Consider the following 21,126-nt stretch of genomic DNA (forward strand, 5'->3'; position numbering starts at 1 on the left):
GTTGATGTGAAGGATCGGCGGGCAATTGTCATGGCTTACGTCCCGAAATCGTCGTTGAAGATGAAGCGGCGTTCGACACCCAGCCGCTCAAGCGTCGCGATAACGGCCGAAATCATGACTGGTGGCCCGCAGAGGTAGTATTCGCAGTCTTCCGGGGCAGGGTGGGCAGACATACCTTTGCGCACAGTTTCGTGGATAAAGCCCGTCTCACCCGTCCAGCGATCCCCCGGCGCCGGATCGGACAGGGCCGGTGTCCAGGAAAAGGTTGGGTGATTGGCGGCGATCCGTTCGAACTCGTCGACATAAAACAGATCGGCGGCGGTTCGCGCGCCGTAGAAATAGAACATCCGCCGAGTGGATCCCTGGCCGATCTGTTCGTGGATCAACGCGCGCAAAGGCGCCATCCCGACGCCGCCGCCGATGAACACCATATCCTTGTGCGTAGGCTGTGCATGGAATTCGCCGAATGGACCGGCCACGGCGACGGTATCGCCGTCTTGCAGAGAAAACAGGTAGGACGACACGACACCCGGAGGAATTTCGTTTTCCTGACCTGCGGGCGGCACCGCGAGGCGGATATTGAACACGAGGCTGCCAGCGTCCTCGGGCCGGTTTGCGATGGAATAGGCGCGGCTGACGGGTGTGTCAGAGCTGCCCTTCAGTTCGCTCCAGCCAGACACCCGCCACGTTTCAATAAACCGGTTGGGAATGTCGAGCCGGGAGAAATCCAGATCGTAGGCAGGCGCGCGCAGCTGCATGTAGGCGCCCGCGCGGAAATCAATTTCTTTTCCCACTGGAAGATCGAGCACGAGTTCGCGGATCAGCGGAGCCAGCATTCGATTCGAGCGCACCCGGCAGTTAAAGCTGTCCGCTTCCAGAACCCCGGCCGCGATTGACACGTCTACCGCCCCGCGCAGATTGACCTGACAGGCCAGCCGGATATGAACCTTGCGCTCGTGGGGTGACAGGATACCGCGCTCGGTCGCCACTGGCTGGCCCGCGCCTCCGCCCGTCACCTCGACACGGCAAAGCCCGCAAGTCCCCTTGCCGCCGCAGGCTGCGGGAACCGCAACGCCCGCTTTATGCAGCACCGACAACAGGACATCGCCGCGCGCGGCGTCGATACGGGTGTCGCCGTTGATGGTTACGACGAGCGATTCCTGAGGGACGAGCGCATTGCGTGCAACCAAGAGTCCCACTGTCAGCAGCAGGACGAGCAGGATCAGCAGCAGGCTTCCGACGGCGATTTCGATCATATCGCGACCATTTGTGCAAATGCCGCAAACCCGAGGGACATGAGGCCGGCCATGATGAAAGCGATGCCGAGGCCACGCAATCCCTCGGGCATGTCAGCATAGGCCAGCCGTGCTCGAAGCGCACCCAAGAGTATGACAGCAAGCGCAAAACCCGCGCCGCTGCCAAGGCCAAAGGCCACCGATTCGATGAAGTCATAGCGCCGCTCGACCATGAACAGGCTACCCGCGAGGATTGCGCATTGCACGGTCAACAACGGTAGGAAGACGCCAAAGGAAGCATGGACAGTGGGCAAGAACCGGTCGAGCAGCATCTCGATCAATTGAACGGTCGCCGCGATCACGCCTATGAAAGCGATAAGAGACAGATAAGAAAGATCGAGGGCGCCATACCCGGCCCAGGTTAGCGCGCCGGGGGCAAGAAACCCGTTATAGATCAGGTTGTTCAGCGGAACGGTGATGCCAAGGACGATAATCATCGCAACGCCGAGCCCAACCGCCGATTCAGTGCGCCGCGAAAGCGCCAGGAAGGTACACAGCCCCAGAAACAGGGTCAGTGGCATGTTGTCGACGAACATTGCACGCAGGAAGATCTCGACCGAGCCGCTCATGGCCGTGTCTCCTCGGTTGTCGGGGCCTCGAATGCGGGCGGTTCAGCTTGCTCGCGCCAGATCGAGCGGACCGCCCAGACGAGACCACCCAGTAGAAAAAAGGCGCTTGGTGCCAGCAGCATCAGGTTTAACGGTTCGAACCAGCCGCCCTGATCTACGGTAGGAATGAACTGATAACCGAGCAACCGACCTGTCCCGAACAGCTCACGTATCGCCGCGATGATGGTAAGTACCAGCGCGTAACCGAGGCCGTTACCCAGAGCGTCGATCATCGACGCCAGCGGCGGGTTGTTACGCGCGAAAGATTCCGTGCGTCCAAGCACGAGGCAGTTCGTGGTGATCAGGCTGACATAGACCGACAGGCGTTGGCTGATATCAAAGAAATACGCCTGAAGAATCTGGTCGATTACGATTACCAGCGACGCGACGATCAGGATTTGAACAATCAGGCGGATCGTGCTCGGGATGTGTCGCCGGATCAGGCTGACGATGCCCGCCGAGGCCACGATCACGACGATCAACGACGCAGACATTGTCAACGCCGTGTCCAGCGTTGTGGTAACGGCGAGCGCCGAGCAGATCCCGAGAATTTGTAGCGTGACGGGGTTTTGCCGAATTAGTGGGTCTGTCAGTCGTTTCCAATAGCGCGCTTGTTCCGCCATGGCTCAGAACTCCCCGCGTCGGACGGCGTCGATAAGCGGCCCATAGCCCTTGGGACCAACCCAGAATCGGACCATGCGCGTGATTGCGTTGCTGGTCCGGGTCGCACCGGTAATGCCATCAACTTCGTATTCGGTATTCGCCGACGCGCGGGCCACCGAGAAGCGGAGCGTTCCCTTGTCATCGGCAATCTTTTTGCCTGCAAACTGGGACTGCCATTCGGCCTCTTCAATTCGTGCGCCAAGACCGGGTGTTTCCGATTGGTCGGTGATTGTCAGGCCTGCAATGGTGTTCATGTCGCCGCGCAGAGCGAGCATTGCACGGATCGGGCCATTGTAACCCGAACCGAGGATCGGAAGGATCAGGAGCGAGATCCGGTCGTCTTGGCGCAAGATGAAGATCTGCGCGATGTCGGGGCGCGCGCCGATGCCTGCGGTGTCCTGTTCCGGGGCAAGTTGCGTCCAATTCTGCGGGTCGTCGAGAGCGCCCTGAAGTGCTTGTGTCGTCAAGCCCTCGGCTGCACGCCCATTTTCAAGATCAACGATTACGGAGGTCAGTGCGTTGCCGCCGGCGTCGGCGACGATATCTGCCATGCCGGGGATAGACGACAACAGACGATCCAGTCGAAGCTGCTCTTCGGCCGCGCGGTTCTGTGTTTGGATGGGGCGAAGATAGACTGTTGCCGCAGTTACCAGCACGGCACAGACCGCAGACAGCAGAAAGGCAACTACGATCGTTTTGGCGCGGCTTTCGTTGGGTTGCGCCAGCAGGCGTTGCCAAGCGGAAATCGGATTCAGATTAGTCAAGTTTGCGCCTCCTTCGTGCGACCCAAATGGACACGATGATTTCATCGACTAGCGGCATGGCAAGCGAGACGAGCAGCGCCGCGGATACAGCCATTTGCACGGCTGACGAGTCCTGCCAGGTCGCGTGAAACATCACGACGAGCCCTGCGTAGAGGGCGCCGTTCGCCCACGTACCCAACGGCGTTGATGCGCTGGCGACAGGATCGGCAACTAGCAGAATGAGGACGAGAAGCAGCGCAGGCCAGATCGCCAGCAGGCCCGGCTCGAGATACATTGCGGCGGCAAAAACCACGCCGGCACCGAACAGCAGGCGTATTGAGGCCACCCCGAACAGGGCCGCGATAAGCGCTGTTGGAATGGCCGCCCAACCCAGCTGAATCGGCAGTTCCGGCCAGGGTGCCGCGGGAAAGCCAAAGCCAAGAATTGCCAGTGTCACTGTCGCCGGGTTGAGAATGTTGCGCCCCCAACCGCCAAAGGCCAACTCGCCAAACACGATCCCAAGGCTGACACCCAGCACGAGTTGCAGCGCGCTCAACTGCTCCGGGGCGAGGATGGCTGTGGTCAGTGCAGTGACCAAAACGGCAATGGATGGCGGTTGCGCGCGCGCCAACATCCAGATCAGTTGCCACATGCCGATACAAAGCGCGACGAAGACAAGTCTTGCCACCGCGCCCCAGCCATCGGCCAGAAGCCATGTTATGGCAATGGGCAGACTTGCACAAAGCAGCAACAGCGCCACGGTTTCCCGATCCCAGACACCTCGGATCATGCGGCTTCTTCCTCGGCGATTGCACACAGCATGTGGTGGAGAAGAGTCGAATGGCGCGGTTCGGCACAGGTCACATAGTCGGCGAGCGTGAGGTCTTCACCGACAAGGGACAGCGCGCCGAGCCGCACGGCCGTTTCCCGGTCGCCGACCTCCAAGGCGCGCAGCATCGCCATGGCCGGTAGGGCGCCACCAAGGGCGTGTTCGACGGCGGCCGTCGGGATGATGGGGCGGGGACGCGATGCGCGCTTCAGCGCAGATAGCAGCCAGTGCATGGGCGGCTGGGTTCCCGCAGCGTTCAGCACGCTGACTTGGCGGTCTCGCGTTCCCAACCAGCGCGCCTTTCGGCCCTCTAACAGGGATCCAGACAGCACGGCGTGCGGCCCGGGCGATATGCGGCCATGACAGAGGCTGCGCAAATCTGCGCCAGGTTGGCAGTGTACAAGCCGTGGCTCGGTCACGCCGGGCCCGCCTATGGAAACAAGCCGTGTTTCCGGCACGAGACCGGTTTCAAGAAGCGCGCCAATGCCTGCCACATCTTCCAGGTGAATGTCCCAGATTGGTCGCGACAATGTCGCCGGATGATGCCGGTGGACGAGAAACCCGGGCAATCCCCAAGGGTGGAGCTTGGTTGCGTTCACCTTCTGGAGCCGCTCATGGGGGGCGACTTCGCGGAAACCTTCGTGCGCTTTCCCGCCCTGACATAGATAGACTGGCCCCGTGGTCAACCGCAGCAGGTGAGAGATGCCGATCGCGACATGCTCTTCGCGATCCTTGACGGCAAGGGTCGGATCGGGTGCCAGCGGTTTCGTATCAAACCCCATGACAAAGATGGCTGCTGGCGTCTCGTCGGGTAGCGGCGAACGCCCGAAGGGGCGCGACCGGAATGTAAGCCACAGCGCACTTTGCATCAGAAGCGAGCGCAGCGCGGCATCGTCTGTTTGAGCCGCCTGTATTGAATGTTGGTGGCGTCCGGCTTCATCTTCTCGAAACAATCGTATTTCGGACAATCGCCTGCCGGGAGCGAGATCAATCGAAGCGATGCGCCCGGCCATCGGTGCCACCTGGACGATTTCGGGGTGATGGCGCAGCCCCAAGATCGGTGCGCCCTGCGCAACGAGTTGGCCTTCCTTGACCAGCATCGTTATGCGCAGATCGTCGTCTGTCGACGCCCCGAGTGCTGCTTCTTCCGTGGTTATGCGTTCCACCAAGCTGTCTGCCGCAGGCACGGAGCCTCGGACATCAACTGTCAAGCCTGTCTGGCGTCTCCAAAGCACAAAGATAGCTCCGCCGAAAGTCCACCTGGAGCCCAATATTGTTTGTGGCCCCGTGATCGCGTAATAGTATAGTAGGCGTTTCGGGACGCCGACTTCAAGTGAAGGTATGAGACATGATGCGCCGCGCCGCAAAGGTAATCCTCACCATTTTCGCATTCGCCACCCTGTTCGGGATCGGTATCAATCTTGAACCCAGAGGAAGTGCGGCCCAGCAGTCTGTCGAATCTGGCGAACCGATGTTCAAGATGCCGAAAAGCGGGCCGTTTTCACCCGAAAGCATCTCTATCCCGAATGCGAAGGCAATCGCAGCATGGGCACGGTCGGGACATGCGGACGCCGCATCAGAAGCTTTTACGCACTGGAACGATGAGGGCGCGATACCCCCGGAGTGTGCCATCTGCCATTCTGGTGTTGGTTTTCGGGCGTACCACGGCCTGGACGGTAACCCGAAGGGTTTGTCAAAAGAGCCCTTTCCGATAGGTGGGGTTGTCGACTGCGAAACATGCCACAATGCGGGGATGTCGCAGATTGCCGAAGTCGCGCTTCCGTCGGGAAGTATGCATCCGGTCAACAGCGGTGAGGCATCCTGCTTCACATGCCATCAGGGTCGGGCCAGCGGCGCGAGCGTAGAGAAAGCCGTCGCAGGCAAGGCGGAAGATGTTGGAAGCAGCGAGTTGCGCTTTGTGAACCCGCACTACAAGATTGCTGCGGCGACCAATCTTGGCGGCTATGCGGGCCTTGGCTATCAGTATCCGGGCAAGACCTATTCCGGTCGCTTTGATCATGCGAAACCGGTTGCCACATGTGTCTCGTGTCATGAACCGCATGAACTTAGCGTGTCCGAGGAAACCTGTTTGACCTGCCACCAATCCGGCGACCCCAAGACGATCCGCATCGCGCGTCAGAGCTATGACGGCAGCGGGAACACTAAAAAGGGCATTTACCACGATATCAGCGCCAACGCCGATCTTCTGATGATGTTGATCCAGGATTATGCAGCGGAAGTTGCCGGTAAACCCATCGTTTATGATGGCTCGCGCTATCCTTACTTCTTTGCCGATGCCAACGCAGATGGCCGGCCAGATATAGTTGAAGGTCGACCGGTCGCATATTCCGATTTCACGCCGCGACTTCTCAAGGCGGCTTACAATTGGAAGTTTATCAAGGCCGATCCGGGCATCCATGTGCATAATCCTCACTATGCGTTGGAACTTGGCTATGACTCGATAGAGGATCTGGCGGGAGCCTTGGGTCGCGACATGTCCGGGTTTGGCCTACTACGGTGAGCCTGCCTTGATGGTCGTTCAAGGCGTGACGATCTAGACCTTGGGATCTCGGTCTGTTTGGGTGATACAAACGATTTTTCAAAATTTCTGACTAGGCTTCCCGGTCGTCGGCAGAAAGTCGTTCATTGCTAGAAAATGTCTTTCATGAACTTCGAAGAGAGGCCAAGCGTTTCTTTCGAATGGAGAGGTGAGGGCTATGTCAACCTGAGCAGATGGTGCGAAGCCGCCTTATAGCGAAAGGAGGGAAGCGCGATACTGTTCTTGCGTTCAAAGCGGTTCAATGGCGCTGTCGTCAGTGTCCACCAACGGCAAGGTGAACCAGAAGGTTGTCATTTTTCCCGGTTCAGAAACAAACCCGATTTCGCCGCCCATTCGTTCGACTATCTGCTTGGAAATGTTCAGCCCCAGACCGCTGCCCTCATTGCGCCGCGCCGCAGAGGAGTCTGCCTGAGAAAACGGGCGAAAAATACGATTTTGGAAGGCAACGGGAACGCCGGCCCCGGTATTTGCTACGGAAACCCGAACGCGTTTGCGTTGTTGTTTGATACTGATTTGAATAGTGGCGCCCTGTGAGGAAAACTTTGCAGCGTTGGACAGAAGGTTCGCCATGATTTGTTGAAACCTGCCCGCGTCGACGGCCACGTGCAGAGCGGCATCGGGTGGCGAGAACTGGAAATGAACCCCGAATTTTTCCGCATACGGCTGGCTTTCCGAGATCGATCGTTGAACGAGAGTTCGGGCCTCTGCGATTTGGATATGGAACTCTGTCTTGCCGGACGCGAGTTTCTCAAGATCGAGAAGGTCGTTGACCAAATAGACCAGCCGGTCGCAGTTTCTGTTCGCGATTGAAATCAGGTGTTGGGCTTTCTCGGGAAGATCTCGTTGCATGGTGCCCAACAACAACTGGATCGATCCCTTGATTGACGTCAATGGCGTGCGTAGTTCATGGCTGACCGTCGCCACGAAATTCTTCTTTGCTTCGTCAATTTTCTTGATTTCCGTGATGTCCATTGTCACTCCAACGATGCGAGCGGTGGCGTGTTCGCTGTCTCTATCTATTGCCACGGCTTCTGTGCGCATCCAGTGCCAAGCGCCGTCCGCATTGCGAACCCGGTATTCCGAGATGGACCGTTCGGAGAGCCCTTCTGCGCACGCTCGGAAGCGGGCCTGGACTATGGGAAGGTCGTCGGGATGCACACGGTCGCTCCATTCCTTGACGGAAAAGGCTGCTGCCTCCGGGCTGAACCCCATTACCGCTGCCCAAGTTGGTGATGCCTCGGCTACTGCCATCTCGCCATCAAGTTCGAAGATGCCGATGTTTGCACCTGAAAGAGCGACATCCAACCGTTGCTGGGTGCGCGACAACTGCTCCATCGTATGGTGCATCTGAGTAATGTCATGAAGCAGGATCGTATGGCGCAGCTCTCCCGTATCCGTTGTCCATGAATTTACCTCCAGTTCCAGCACGACCACGTGACCATCGTTGTTTCTGATACTGACGGCTTTTCGGATTGTGGAGCCTACTTTGGCGTCGGCAAGATGCTCGTCGAGTGCGCCCTTGATGAAGAGCGTCACGGAACGACCGATAATTTCATCGCGAGGGCGGCCTAACAGCTGGGAAATCGCCTGGTTCACACTCAGGATGATTCCGTTCCCGTCCAGCACAGCGATATTGGCGATTGCACTTTCGATGATCGAAAGGTTCTCGTTGACCTGTGTGGCCAACTCCTGTGTGCGCAGTTGAACGGTTTTCTGAACTGTCTGTGTCACCCGCTCGCGCGACATCAGGAAAGCCGCGAGAAGCAATGTGAATGCAATCCCGCTTAACCCGATGATCGCCGCCTCATATTTATTCTGTTGGCCACGAAAGGCAGGTTGCTCTCCCCAGGTGATAGTCCAACTCGTGTTGAACACTGGTATTGCGCGGGTGAGACGATATGCGGCTAACGTACCCTCGCTGGGCTGGTCAGGATCATAATATATCAAATTGTGACGACTGATGCCGGTTGTGTCGCTGACTGACAGCACGGAAACCACTTCGTGAGCTGAGGAAAGGCCTTTGATCAACGCGTCAGCGTCAAGTCTTGCGAAGACCCAGCCTTTGTTTGCAGACCTTCGCTGCTCGACTGTGTCGAGTGTGGAATTGATCTTGTAAATAGGGTGCAGAACTAGGAAATTCGCACCATTATCAGTGCCCGATTTATTCGTATTCGTTGTAATGATAACGGGCTTTGCGCTGTCGCGGGACTCGGCGGCGGCCAGAGCCAGAGTCTTATCAAGCGTGATGGTTTGGTCTGCGGTGCCAGGAGAGGAATCGCGCGGCCTGCTGTGTCTGATTCTCAACGTTTCAAGTTCGACCGCTTCGGAATGACCGGCGTTTCGCGAAACCATGCGGTCATTCTGGTTGGCAATATCGATCAGGCCGATTGCTTCCAAACCCTGGTACTCTTTCGGAAGGTCAAGAAAATCAACGAATGTTCGCCACTCACCATCTGTAACGGTCTCGGATGCCTGTAGGAGCCCAACCATACCTTCGGCGGCTAGGCGATTGCGTTCAATCCGATGGCGTAACTCGGTTTCTTTGACTTCTACTTCTGACAGGAACTCTTCCTCGATATTACGGGTTATGGCGTGATTGAGGGTGGTCCATGAACCTAAAGTCAGCAGGATCGACAGGCTCAGATAGACCGCGGCGGTGGCGCGGTAGCGTGGTAAGGCTTCGCTTTTCCAAACAATGGAAGTTTGATTGGTCCAAGGGCCAAGCAGCACGATAAAGGCGGCCATATAGACGCCGATGATGTCTCCGATCCACCATGTCACCCATGTTCGCATCGACACCACGGCAATGCCGATATAGGTCAGAACGGCAACGCCGACCGTTGCTGTGATCAGACAAATCACCGGGCCGATCAAGGCCAGGCAACAGAACAACTCTCGGGCATTGCGAAAATGGAGTGGATATCCAAATAGGCGCCGCATCAGCGTGGCGCCAAGAACGGCCTGAAAGGTTGTTGAAAACGCAATCAAGAGGTTGGCGTAGATCAGCTTGTCCGCCGGGGCGTTGAACGAAACCCGCCAATACTGCAACAACTGCGCTGCGACGAATCCAAGAAAAACTGCCGGCCAATAGCGGCGACCGTTCAACAGCAATAGAACCATCGCCGCGCCCCCGCCACGCATGATTTCATACTGGCTGGTATGAAGCGGCTTTAAGATCAGGCCCGATGAAGCAAAGATCAAGCAGACAGCTGCAATAATCAAGAAGCGCGCCACATAGTCCGGCCTGACGTCGAAACTGTTGCCGTTGTGATCTCTGAAAATGTTCAAGGTCATGCTAGGTGCCGACCTTGCACAAAGGTTGTCGGCAAGACTTGGAATTCACGCTCCGGAAAACTAACGGCGCCATGGAATGTTCCTACCGATTTGCCCAATCATAAGGCCGACCAAGTTGGGTCGCTGTTCGGCTATTGTATGTTTTGATGAATTGATCAAACCTGATTTCCTGAGCGCATCGAAGACATTTTTGCAAACCTCGGATGGGATGGTGCTGCCTTGAATTGCTACCTGGATAAACAAGGCGTCTTTCTCCCACGATGAAGTACCCTGTTCCATACGTCTCATAGAAGAGGGTTTTTAGGTATTCAAAACCGCTGCCTCACAGTCTTGCGCAAACCAAAGAGGCCGCAAAGCCACATGACCGAGGCGAGCTGGCAGTTTAGAGTGATCGAAACCCTGAATATAGGCAACCCTGGAAGGGGTTTCGCACGGGGAGCGTTTTGCTTGCCATCGGGGCTTGGGGTCCGGATCCAGGCAATTCAAAGAGAAGGATTTGGCTCTCCGATCTGTACGGGCGACGGACCGCCCGTGACAACATACTCGCTTCAACCATTGCCAAATACCTACGGGCTTTTATCGCGTTGAAAAACTTTTTGCCGATTTCAGCAGGTTCATGAAACAGCTTTTCGTTTTGAAGGGTCTGCGAGGAAGTTATTGATTCTCCGTCGCGCTATTGGAACTTTCGAAAGAACCGCGTCTTGTCAAACATCTGTTCGAGATTGGTCATCCGCTCGCGTGAGCCTTCCCAATCGCGCTGTTGCAATTCGGCAAGTAGAATTTCGAGCAGCAAGAGCGAAGTTACGTTCGAATCCCAGGCCGATGGCACCGCGATGCGTGCGTAAAGTGTGCAATCTGCATGCGCATGGATCGGCGAGCGCCATTGATCGGTGAACAATAGAATCTTTGCGCCCTTTTCCGCCGCGGTTTCGGCCAGCTTGAGGGTTGTGTTCTCGTAGCGTCGAACGTCGAAGACGACGACCACATCCTCGGGCTTCACGTCGAGAAGGTAGTGCGGCCAGGTGTTGGCATTGGAAGGGATGAAAATCACTTCCGGGCGCATCACCTGAAGATGCAAAAAGAGGTAATCCGCCAGAGTGCGGGTGATCCGTCCGCCAACAATGTGAACCGTTCGGTCCGGATCACCCAATAACGAGCAGAAACGCTCGAAATCGTCCAGCTTGACCTGTTCGATCGTGCTGCGAATATTACCGAAGACGGCCTCGGTAAAACGGTTGAGGATATGCTCTTGTGGCGCTCCGCTGGCCCAGCTGTCATGCTTGGTGATCGGCGTGCTGACGATTGCTTCCAATTCTTCGCGCAGGCGTTTTTGAAACTCGGGGTAGCCTGTGAACCCCAGTTTCTTGACCATCCTTACAACCGTTGGGGTGGAGACATCGGCTTCCTCAGCCACCTTGGTGATCGAGCCAAGTCCGGAAAACGGAAAATTGCCCAGAATGCTTTGGGCAAGCTGGCGTTCTGCGCGAGTCAGGCTTTCATCGAGCCGCGCAAGCTTTTCCGGGATGGTTTCTGTTGAATTGTCCATTTCTGGAACAATAGTGACGAAACAAAACTGAGTGAAGCAAATTTTACAGAATTCCGTTGACAGCTTTGGGCGCCTGTCCGACTCTTTGGCGAAGCATGTGAGTCGATGCGGTGCCTGGACAAGACCCGCGGATTGATTTGCATCGGTGCTAATGGAGGGGCTGGTCTTGACGGTCGAGTGGAGCGACAACGCCTATTTTATCGAGCGGGAAACTGCGCGAAGCCCCTTTGTGTTGGTTTGCGAACATGCAAGCGCCCTTATCCCTGAAGTATTCCAAGGTTTGGGGCTGTCTGAGGCGTTGCGCGAGGCCCATATCGCTTGGGACCCCGGCGCTTTGGAATTGGCGCGGTGCCTTTCAGAACGGCTGCATGCGCCGTTGCTGGCGGGGGGGATTTCGCGGTTGGTTTATGATTGCAATCGACCGCCCGATTCCCTTGGTGCGGTGCCACAAAAGAGCGAAATTTACGACATCCCGGGCAACGCGAAGCTGTCGGAACAGGCGCTGAAAGACCGGGCTGACGGAGTTTACCACCCGTTTCATACGGCGCTGGAGGAGTTGATCGGTGGGCGGGATGAAGCGCCGGTTCTGGTGACGGTGCATAGCTTTACGCCAGTCTATAATGGACAAGTGCGTGATACCGAGATCGGCATCCTGCACGACGAGGATGCGCGCATGGCGGATGCAATGCTGACATCTGCGGGGCGGCAGGGGCGATGGCGTGTTGTGCGCAATTCACCCTATGGGCCTGAGGATGGGGTCACCCATACATTGCAGCGACATGCCCTGCCAAATGGATTACTGAACGTGATGATCGAAGTGCGCAATGATCTGCTGGCAGCGCCGCAGGATCGCGCGGAACTGGCCCGATTGCTGGGCGAATGGATAACATCTGCTGCGCATAGTCATGCCGAGGGCGAGGCCCTGTCATGAGCGTAATGCGCGGCTATATTCGGGTCGTCGATGCGGTCAACTATCGTCTTGGCCGGATGGTGATGTACGGGATATTCCTGATGATTGCAGTGCTGCTGTGGTCGTCGATTTCCAAGACCTTTTTCCTGCCGTCCTTCTGGACATTGGAAATCGCCCAGTTCGCGATGGTGGCCTATTACATGTTAGGCGGGCCGTATTCGATCCAGCTGGGCGCGAACGTGCGTATGGACCTGTTCTATCATAACTGGACGACCCGGCGAAAAGCCTGGTTCGATGCGTTTACCGTTTTGTTTTTGCTGTTTTATCTTGGCGTGCTTTTCTATGGCGCGGTGGGGTCCACGGCCTATTCTCTGGGCTATTTCGGCGACGCTCCATTTGCATTCTGGGGGCAATTTCTTTGGGCGTTTCTTACCGGCGGGATCGAGGGCGCCAAAGAGATGCTGGGCTATCTGGAACGAAGCCCTACAGCTTGGCGGCCGATGCTATGGCCAATTAAACTGGTGATGTGCATCGGTGTATTTCTGATGCTGTTGCAGGCGGTATCTGAGCTTCTCAAGGACATCCTGCGTCTGCGCGGTGAGGAAGCCTGATGTCCTATGAGATGATTGCCATTTTCATGTTCTCATCAATGATGCTGATGCTGTTTACCGGTCAGCGTGTGTTTGGTGCGATTGGTGGCGTGGGGGCAGCGGCGGCTCTGATGCTCTGGGGTACGGGCGGTAGCGATATCGCGTTTTCTTCGGCAATGAAGCTGATGAAATGGTATCCGCTTTTGACCCTGCCGATGTTTATTTTCATGGGCTATGTGTTGAGCGAAAGCCGGATCGCCGACGACCTCTACAAGATGTTTCATGTCTGGATGGGGCCGGTAAGCGGTGGACTGGCGATTGGCACGATTGGCCTGATGGTTCTGATTTCGGCGATGAACGGCCTTTCGGTGGCGGGCATGGCCATCGGGGCCACCATCGCTTTGCCGGAATTGCTTAAACGCGGTTATGACAAGCGCATGGTTACGGGTGTGATTCAGGCCGGATCGAGCCTTGGCATCCTGGTGCCGCCCTCGGTGGTTCTGGTGCTTTATGCGATGATTGCACGCCAGCCGGTGGGACAATTGTGGCTGGCCGGGATCGTGCCGGGCCTGATGATGGCGGGGATGTTCATCCTCTATATCTATGTCCGTTGCCGGATCAATCCAAAGCTGGGACCGGTTCTGCCGCCGGAGGATCGCGAGGATGTAAGCACCGCAGAAAAGCTGCGGTTGTTGAGCGCGGGCCTTTTGCCGTTGGCCATTTTTGCGGCAATGATGGTGCCTTTCGTGAATGGCTGGACCTCGCTCGTAGAAAGCTCGGCCATTGGGGCGATGACGGCTTTCCTGGCGGCTGTTCTGAAGCGCAGGATGACGCGCAAAGTGTTTGAAACATCGGTGCGTCAAACGCTGGCGATTTCGTGCATGTTCATGTGGATCATTTTGGCCGCGATGGGCTTTGGCGCGGTGTTTGATGGGCTGGGTGCGGTGAAAGCGATTGAGGATCTGTTTACCGAGCGCCTGATGCTTGATCCTTGGATGATCCTGATCCTGATGCAGTTGAGCTTCCTTCTGATGGGTACGTTTCTGGATGATACCGCGATGCTGGTGATTGTTGCGCCGCTTTATATTCCGCTGGTGGACGCGCTTGGTTTTGATCTGATCTGGTATGGTGTGCTTTATACGATCACCACCCAGATCGCCTATATGACACCGCCCTTTGGCTATAACCTGTTTTTGATGCGGGCGATGGCACCACCCGAGATTACACTGCGCGATATCTACGCTTCAATCACACCTTTCGTGATGGTCATGGTACTGGCGTTGACGCTTATCATGGTGTTCCCGCAGATCGCGCTTTGGCTGCCCAACTATATTTATGGAAAATAACCAAGAGATCCCTAACGCAGGGGACGCAGATAATCTTCGACAGAACTGACAAGGAGAAAAGTGATGACTACCAGACGCAAGTTTCTCAAAGGTGCGGCGGTTGCCGGGCCAGTAGCTTTGGCCACGCCCGCATTGGCGCAATCCAAGATCAAGTGGCGGATGCAGACCTATGCTGGCGCCGCGCTGGGCGAGCATGTGTGCAAACCCGCGATTGACCAGTTCAACAAGATTGCCGGCGACGAAATGGAGATCGAACTCTATTACGCCGATCAACTGGTGCCCACAGGTGAGCTTTTCCGCGCCATGCAGAAGGGCACGATTGATGCGGTGCAATCGGATGACGATTCCATGGCGTCGCCCACGGAAGTGACCGTGTTTGGCGGCTATTTCCCGTTCGCCCTGCGCTACAGCCTCGATGTGCCGGTGTTGTTCAACCAATACGGGCTGAAGGAAATCTGGGAGGAAGAATACGCCAAAGTGGGCGTCAAGCACATCTCGGCAGGTGCCTGGGACCCGTGCCATTTTGCGACCAAAGAGCCGATCAACAGCCTCGCGGATCTCAAGGGCAAGCGGGTGTTCACATTTCCGACTGCCGGGCGTTTCATGTCGAAATTCGGCGTGGTGCCTGTGACCCTCCCTTGGGAGGATATTGAGGTCGCGGTGCAGACTGGCGAACTTGACGGAATCGCATGGTCGGGCATCACCGAGGATTACACTGTGGGTTGGGCCGATGTGACCAACTATTTCCTGACCAACAATATTTCGGGTGCGTGGATCGGACATTTCTTTGCCAATATGGAGCGCTGGAATGAGTTGCCGGATCACCTAAAAGAGCTGCTCTTGGTCTGTTCGGAGTCGAGCCATTATTACCGTCAATGGTGGTATTGGGGCGGGGAAGCTGCGCTTCGTGTCAATGGGCCGAAAATGCAGCTAACGGCGATTCCTGATGCAGAATGGGCGCAGGTTGAAGAGGCGGCCAAGGAATTCTGGGATGAAATCGCGGCCGAGTCGGAAACCAAGGCCAAGGTTGTCGGCAAGATCAAGGAATACAACGAAGTGATGGCCAAGTCGGGCCGCCCGTATCGTTACGGCTGAGGCCTTGAAATAAGGGCTCTGGCGTCTGTGCTGGGGCTGTGAGAGACAAGGCTGCGGCCCCGGTTCAAGCCCGGGGCCGCAGTGTGAAAGATGACAATGGGGAGCGCGGCACATGCCCGGTGCGATGAGTTTTGATGAACTGAAAACGGCAGTGGCCGACGGCACGATCGACACCGTTCTGGTCTGTCTGGTTGATATGCAAGGGCGGCTTTTGGGCAAGCGTTTTCTGGCGCAGCATTTTGTTGAGAGTGCCTGGGAAGAGACCCATTGTTGCAACTATCTGTTGGCGACCGATTTGGAGATGGCGACGCCGGACGGCTATGCCGCGACCAGTTGGGAATCTGGCTATGGCGACTATGTAATGAAGCCTGACCTCGCGACGATCCGCCCGATGCCGTGGCTTGAGGGAACGGCGATGGTGTTGTGCGATGTGCTTGATCACCACACCCATGAAGAGGTGCCGCATTCGCCGCGCGCAATCTTGAAGAAACAGGTGGCGCGGGCAGAAAAAATGGGCCTGACGCCGATGATGGCGACCGAGCTGGAATTCTTCCTGTTTGAAGGGAGTTATGAAGAAAACGGGCGCGCGGGATATCGCAACCTGACCCCGATCAGCGCCTATAACGAAGATTACCATATCCTACAGACCACCAAGGAAGAGCGCATCATGCGCCCTTTGCGCAATCATCTTTATGCAGCAGGCATTCCAGTGGAGAACTCCAAGGGCGAGGCCGAGGCCGGGCAGGAGGAGTTGAACATCAGATACGCCCCTGCGATGGATTGCGCCGAGTATCACACCGTCGCCAAACACGCGACGAAGGAGATCGCTTGGCAGAATGGCGTTTCGGCATCGTTCCTGCCGAAATGGCATCGTGACAGAGTTGGCTCATCAAGCCATGTGCATCAATCGCTTTGGAAGGAGGGCAAGAATGCGTTTCATGACCCCGAAGGCGAATACGGCATGTCGGACATGATGAAGAGCTATATGGCGGGGCTGATCAAATATGCACCGGACGTGACCTTCTTTCTGGCACCTTACGTCAATAGCTATAAGCGCTTTGCAAAAGGTACTTTTGCGCCGACCAAAACAGTTTGGTCTGTCGATAATCGCACCGCCGGATTCCGGGTATGCGGCGCGGGAACCAAGGCGGTGCGGATGGAATGCCGGATTGGTGGGTCAGACATCAACCCCTATCTGGCGATGGCGACGCAGCTTGCCTCGGGGCTGGCCGGGATCGAGGAAGGGCTTGAGCTTGCCCCGCCGACCAAGGGGGATGTCTATGAGGCGAAGGGGGCAGGGGAAATTCCCACTTCGCTGCGCGATGCTATGCAAACATTGAGTAAATCCAAGATGTTGTGCGAGGCCTTGGGCGATGGTGTGGTAGATCACTACACCCGATGTGCAGCTTGGGAATTGGAAGAATTCGACCGGGTGGTGACCGATTGGGAAATCGCCCGCGGCTTTGAGAAGGCATGAAGATGACGAAAACGATCAAGTGTATTTCACCGATTGACGGCTCGGTCTACGCCGAGCGCCCGGTGTTGGACCAAGATGCGGCGCGTGCTGCGGTTGAGCGCGCCAAGGCAGCGCAGAAGGCCTGGGCGGCGCGGTCGCTTGCAGAGCGGATTGCGCTGGTGCGTACCGGCGTTGAGTTGGTTGGCAAGATGAACGACGAGATCGTTCCCGAGTTGGCTTGGCAGATGGGGCGGCCCATTCGCTATGGCGGTGAGTTCGGCGGGTTCAACGAACGCGCCAGCTATATGGCCGATATTGCGAAAGATGCGCTGGCGCCGATCGAGCTGGAAGATTCAGGCGATTTCAAACGCTATATCGCGCGTGAACCACATGGCTTGGTGCTGGTGGTGGCGCCTTGGAATTATCCCTATATGACTGCAATCAACACGGTGGCTCCGGCGCTGATTGCCGGGAATGCCGTGATGTTGAAACATGCCAGCCAAACGCCGCTTGTCGGTGAACGTATGGCCGAGGCGTTTCACGCGGCAGGCATACCCGAAGATGTATTCTCGAACGTTTTCCTGTCTCATGATCTGACTGCGGAGATGATCGCCGAGGGAAGTTTCGGCTTCGTTAACTTCACGGGCTCTGTTGGTGGGGGCCGTGCGATCGAGCGCGCGGCGGCGGGCACATTTACCGCTGTGGGGCTGGAATTGGGCGGCAAGGATCCGGGCTATGTGATGGAGGATGCCGATCTAGATGCTGCGGTCGAGACGCTGATCGACGGGGCGATGTTCAATTCCGGGCAATGTTGTTGCGGGATCGAACGGATTTACGTGGCTGAGAGCTTGTTTGATGCCTTCGTCGAAAAGGCGGTCGGGATCGTCTCTGGCTATAAGCTGGGCAATCCGTTGGACGAGGCCACGACCCTTGGCCCGATGGCGCAGGCGCGCTTTGCCGATCAGGTGCGTGCGCAGACCCAAGAGGCAGTAGCGGCAGGTGCGAAGACGCTGATTGATCCGGCGCTTTTCCCGCAGGATGGCGGCGCATATCTGATGCCGCAGATCCTTGTGAACGTGGATCATTCCATGCGGGTGATGCGCGAGGAAAGCTTTGGCCCGGTGGTCGGCATCATGCCGGTTAAGGATGATCACGAAGCCCTGCGTCTGATGAATGACAGCGAATTCGGGCTGACGGCTTCGCTGTGGACCAACGATATCGCCCGCGCCGAACGCATTGGCCAAGCCCTTGAAACCGGGACGGTTTTCATGAACCGTGCCGATTATCTCGATCCCGGCTTGTGCTGGACGGGGTGTAAGAATACAGGCCGGGGCGGCGGGCTTTCCGTGATCGGCTATCACAATCTGACACGGCCCAAATCTTATCATCTGAGGAAACTGACATGACGTTGACGGCAAACTGGTCCTACCCCACGGCTATCCGCTTTGGCGCAGGGCGTATTGGCGAGATTGGCGCGGCTTGTGCGGCGCTTGGGATGAAGCGCCCGCTCTTGGTGACGGATCGCGGGTTGGCGGGCCTGCCCATCACGGCGGCAACGCTTGATCTGATGGAGGCCGCGGGCCTGGGGCGCGCGATGTTTTCCGAGGTTGACCCGAACCCGAACGAGAAAAATTTGGAGGCCGGTGTAAAGGCTTACAAGGCGGGTGGCCATGATGGCGTGATTGCTTTTGGCGGCGGTTCAGGTCTTGATCTGGGCAAAATGGTGGCCTTTATGGCGGGGCAAACGCGGCCTGTTTGGGATTATGAGGACGTTGGTGATTGGTGGACCCGTGCAGACAGTGATGCGATTGCGCCGATCATCGCGGTGCCCACGACCGCAGGCACAGGTTCGGAAGTTGGCCGGGCCAGCGTGATCACCAATTCGGTGACCCATGAGAAGAAAATCATCTTTCATCCCAAGGTGTTGCCGGGCATCGTTATCAGCGATCCGGAACTGACCGTGGGGATGCCGAAGCCGATCACGGCAGGCACCGGGATGGATGCTTTTGCTCATTGCCTTGAGGCCTATTGCTCGCCCCATTTCCACCCGATGAGTCAGGGCATTGCGATTGAAGGGATGCGGCTGGTAAAGACTTACCTTCCAAGGGCTTACGAGAATGGCAGCGACCTCGACGCGCGTGCCAACATGCTGGCGGCGGCGGCGATGGGGGCGGTGGCTTTCCAGAAAGGCCTGGGTGCGATTCATGCGATTTCGCACCCCATCGGGGCGGTGTTTGGCACGCATCACGGCACAACCAATGCGGTGGTCATGCAGCAGGTGCTGACATTCAATCGCGCAGCGATTGAGGGTCGGATTGAGGAGCTGGCGAATTTCCTTGGAATATCAGGGGGCTTTGACGGGTTTCACGGGTTTATTGGCGAGCTGAACAGCGCGCTTGGCATCCCGCGCAACCTATCCGAATTGGGGGTGAACGGTCCCGATCTCGACGCGTTGACTGCCTCGGCGTTGGCAGATCCGAGCGTTGGCGGAAACCCGGTAAAGATGACGGCTGAGAATACCAAAGCGCTGATTATGGCCTGTTTATAAGGGCACCGTCCCGACGGGTTAACAGGGAAAAGGCGGGCGATTTGGCGGGGTGATCCCCGGCTGTCGCCCGGCTGCCAAGCGTATGACATACGCTGGCGTATGGTGCCGCGCGCAATTCGGTTAACGCAGCGCGCGGCGGGAGTGGCTGATCATCATCCAAAACGGCTGCCGGACGACGCGGAAGCGGGCACAAGATCTGTGGCTCTTCGAGTGTGGTGATGACGATCCGTTGATTGCGGCAAGGGCCGCTCGCACGCGCGGGTCACTGATCGGTCGCGGATATTTCTGCACCCTCAAATAACGCAGCAGCGAGGGCTTTTGCGCTTGGGCCATCGAGATCGACTTGGGTGATGCGTTTGCCTTCGCGCAAGATCAGCCGGGTCATGACCATGCCGCTTTCAAAGCGCACCTCGCGCACGACTGCCTTGCGCGAATAGGGCAGATCGAGTGTGGCGATGTCGCGGTAGCTTTCGGAATCAGTCATAGTCGAGGCCCCTTGTGAAGGCGGCTTCGAGCTTCCATTCCCACTTCTTGGGCGTGTCGCGGTAGTCGGGTTTGAGATCGAATTCCATGAACATTTCGCCCGAGCCACCGAGATGCTGCACCAGCTTTTCCAGCTCGGCAAAGCTGGTGACTTCGGGGTGGCCGATGATGAGGTCGCTAAGGCGTGCCATCATTTCTCTCCTATGCGGTTGTGAAAGCGGACCCGGAAGATAACGCGTTCCTGTGCCGCGTCGGGACCATTGTGGAAGGGGGTACGATTGTGCAGCACGTTGTTGTTGAGCACGCCCATGCCGGGGGCGAGGCGCACGCGTACTGCCAGCGGATCGCCTTGGGCCAGAGTGTCGCGCAGCCAGGCTTCAGCGGCAAGCGTGGCTGGATCGTTGCGCCAGTTGATCGAGCGGGTACGCGCGGTATAGCGCATTTGCATCCGCCCGGTGTCCGGATCGGGGTAGAATACCGGGCCGTTTGAGACCCGACGCACCGCGCCGTCGGCTTCGACATTTTCGGGGATCGACATTGCTTGCGGGTGCATCAGTGCGGCCAGCCATTCGGGGTTCTTGTCGCGCAGGCGGATATAGAGGATTTCGGGATCGAGAATGTCGTTGGTGCCGCCATCCGCGCCTTGGGCGAAGCAATGCAGCGCGAAACCCGAGATGCGGTTTTCGGGCGCGTTATAGTAGCCATCGGTGTGCCAGTTCATCGCGCGGGTCGAATAGGGGATATAGTCACGCTGCGACGGAGCATCCGAAACCCGAAGCGCGACGATGCCGTGATCGCCGCCCGAGCGGTGGGTCTCGGCGATGCGCATCCCGAACGCGTCGGCGAAGCGGCGCAGGGCGCGGCGCTGGGCGGAATCGTCGTTGAAAGACGGGCTGGAATAGAGCGCGAAATTGTTGTTTTGGCAGCGTGCGATGATCTCGCGATGCTCAGATTCGGTGGGATTTGAGAGGTCACCCACCTCTACGGGCGGCAGGGAGAGGCAATTTTCCGCATTGGTCAATTTTGTCGCACGCCATGCGCGGTAGCTATGGTCATCCTCAAACGCCTTCCAGTTAAAACTTGTGTTTTCAACGGGTTGTGTTTGCATCTGGCTGGCGTTTCCTTGTGCTTTGACCGAATATTGATGCCCAAGCCGGGCG

Annotated in this window: 19 protein-coding genes; 8 read left to right on the forward strand and 11 right to left on the reverse strand. The window is 57.3% G+C overall.

The window, feature by feature from the left end; all coding sequences use genetic code 11:
* Positions 1-35 precede the first annotated feature (35 nt).
* Genes nqrF through LZG00_17785 form a run of 6 tightly spaced genes read right to left on the reverse strand, consistent with a single transcriptional unit; the run spans position 36 to position 5,304 of the window.
* Positions 36-1,256, reverse strand: coding sequence for an NADH:ubiquinone reductase (Na(+)-transporting) subunit F (gene nqrF / locus LZG00_17760; GenBank protein ID MCF3595833.1), 1,221 nt, complete (start codon positions 1,254-1,256; stop codon positions 36-38).
* Complete coding sequence (gene nqrE / locus LZG00_17765) at positions 1,253-1,864, reverse strand: NADH:ubiquinone reductase (Na(+)-transporting) subunit E (GenBank protein MCF3595834.1); 612 nt, start codon at positions 1,862-1,864, stop codon at positions 1,253-1,255. The genes nqrF and nqrE overlap by 4 nt, the downstream gene beginning before the upstream one ends.
* A complete protein-coding gene (locus LZG00_17770) occupies positions 1,861-2,526 on the reverse strand; it encodes an NADH:ubiquinone reductase (Na(+)-transporting) subunit D (protein ID MCF3595835.1) in 666 nt (221 codons plus the stop codon). Before LZG00_17770 ends, nqrE begins: the two co-directional genes overlap by 4 nt.
* A gap of 3 nt (positions 2,527-2,529) precedes the next feature.
* Positions 2,530-3,330: an NADH:ubiquinone reductase (Na(+)-transporting) subunit C gene (gene nqrC, locus LZG00_17775; GenBank protein ID MCF3595836.1), complete on the reverse strand. Its 801-nt coding sequence runs from the start codon at positions 3,328-3,330 to the stop codon at positions 2,530-2,532.
* Entirely contained in the window at positions 3,323-4,099 is a 777-nt protein-coding gene (locus LZG00_17780; GenBank protein ID MCF3595837.1) for an RnfABCDGE type electron transport complex subunit D, read from the reverse strand. The genes nqrC and LZG00_17780 overlap by 8 nt, the downstream gene beginning before the upstream one ends.
* Entirely contained in the window at positions 4,096-5,304 is a 1,209-nt protein-coding gene (locus LZG00_17785) for a Na(+)-translocating NADH-quinone reductase subunit A (protein MCF3595838.1), read from the reverse strand. The genes LZG00_17780 and LZG00_17785 overlap by 4 nt, the downstream gene beginning before the upstream one ends.
* 587 nt (positions 5,305-5,891) lie before the next feature.
* Between LZG00_17785 and LZG00_17790 the strand changes: the two genes are divergently transcribed.
* Positions 5,892-6,659 (forward strand): hypothetical protein, encoded by a 768-nt coding sequence (locus tag LZG00_17790; protein MCF3595839.1) that lies wholly within the window; start codon positions 5,892-5,894, stop codon positions 6,657-6,659.
* 267 nt (positions 6,660-6,926) lie between these two features.
* On the opposite strand, the gene LZG00_17795 is transcribed toward LZG00_17790, so the two are convergent.
* Both LZG00_17795 and LZG00_17800 read right to left on the reverse strand, forming a co-directional pair.
* Positions 6,927-9,992 (reverse strand): ATP-binding protein, encoded by a 3,066-nt coding sequence (locus LZG00_17795; GenBank protein MCF3595840.1) that lies wholly within the window; start codon positions 9,990-9,992, stop codon positions 6,927-6,929.
* Positions 9,993-10,665: 673 nt separating this feature from the next.
* Positions 10,666-11,538, reverse strand: coding sequence for a MurR/RpiR family transcriptional regulator (locus tag LZG00_17800; GenBank protein ID MCF3595841.1), 873 nt, complete (start codon positions 11,536-11,538; stop codon positions 10,666-10,668).
* 166 nt (positions 11,539-11,704) lie between these two features.
* On the opposite strand from LZG00_17800, the gene LZG00_17805 reads away from it, so the two are divergent.
* The 7 genes from LZG00_17805 to LZG00_17835 all read left to right on the forward strand — a co-directional run bounded on the left by LZG00_17805 (position 11,705) and on the right by LZG00_17835 (position 19,483).
* Entirely contained in the window at positions 11,705-12,469 is a 765-nt protein-coding gene (locus tag LZG00_17805) for an N-formylglutamate amidohydrolase (protein ID MCF3595842.1), read from the forward strand.
* The gene (locus LZG00_17810; GenBank protein MCF3595843.1) at positions 12,466-13,059 is read left to right on the forward strand and encodes a TRAP transporter small permease subunit; all 594 of its coding nucleotides are present in this window, start codon (positions 12,466-12,468) and stop codon (positions 13,057-13,059) included. The genes LZG00_17805 and LZG00_17810 overlap by 4 nt, the downstream gene beginning before the upstream one ends.
* Positions 13,059-14,384 (forward strand): TRAP transporter large permease subunit, encoded by a 1,326-nt coding sequence (locus LZG00_17815; GenBank protein ID MCF3595844.1) that lies wholly within the window; start codon positions 13,059-13,061, stop codon positions 14,382-14,384. Before LZG00_17810 ends, LZG00_17815 begins: the two co-directional genes overlap by 1 nt.
* Before the next feature lie 63 nt (positions 14,385-14,447).
* Positions 14,448-15,479, forward strand: coding sequence for a TRAP transporter substrate-binding protein (locus LZG00_17820; protein MCF3595845.1), 1,032 nt, complete (start codon positions 14,448-14,450; stop codon positions 15,477-15,479).
* A gap of 112 nt (positions 15,480-15,591) precedes the next feature.
* Positions 15,592-16,956 (forward strand): glutamine synthetase family protein, encoded by a 1,365-nt coding sequence (locus LZG00_17825; GenBank protein MCF3595846.1) that lies wholly within the window; start codon positions 15,592-15,594, stop codon positions 16,954-16,956.
* Positions 16,957-16,958: 2 nt separating this feature from the next.
* Positions 16,959-18,341, forward strand: coding sequence for an aldehyde dehydrogenase family protein (locus LZG00_17830; protein MCF3595847.1), 1,383 nt, complete (start codon positions 16,959-16,961; stop codon positions 18,339-18,341).
* Complete coding sequence (locus LZG00_17835) at positions 18,338-19,483, forward strand: iron-containing alcohol dehydrogenase (GenBank protein ID MCF3595848.1); 1,146 nt, start codon at positions 18,338-18,340, stop codon at positions 19,481-19,483. The genes LZG00_17830 and LZG00_17835 overlap by 4 nt, the downstream gene beginning before the upstream one ends.
* 262 nt (positions 19,484-19,745) lie before the next feature.
* Here LZG00_17835 and LZG00_17840 read toward each other — a convergent pair whose 3' ends face one another.
* The 3 genes from LZG00_17840 to LZG00_17850 are packed head-to-tail and all read right to left on the reverse strand — an operon-like array spanning position 19,746 to position 21,074.
* Positions 19,746-19,967, reverse strand: a complete 222-nt coding sequence (locus LZG00_17840) for a hypothetical protein (GenBank protein MCF3595849.1) — start codon at positions 19,965-19,967, stop codon at positions 19,746-19,748.
* On the reverse strand, positions 19,960-20,157 hold the full coding sequence (locus LZG00_17845) for a hypothetical protein (GenBank protein ID MCF3595850.1): 198 nt from the start codon (positions 20,155-20,157) through the stop codon (positions 19,960-19,962). Before LZG00_17845 ends, LZG00_17840 begins: the two co-directional genes overlap by 8 nt.
* Positions 20,157-21,074 (reverse strand): TauD/TfdA family dioxygenase, encoded by a 918-nt coding sequence (locus tag LZG00_17850; GenBank protein ID MCF3595851.1) that lies wholly within the window; start codon positions 21,072-21,074, stop codon positions 20,157-20,159. Before LZG00_17850 ends, LZG00_17845 begins: the two co-directional genes overlap by 1 nt.
* Positions 21,075-21,126 lie beyond the last annotated feature (52 nt).

The sequence above is a fragment of the Rhodobacteraceae bacterium LMO-JJ12 genome (genome assembly GCA_021555075.1).
GTDB lineage: Bacteria > Pseudomonadota > Alphaproteobacteria > Rhodobacterales > Rhodobacteraceae > JAKGBX01.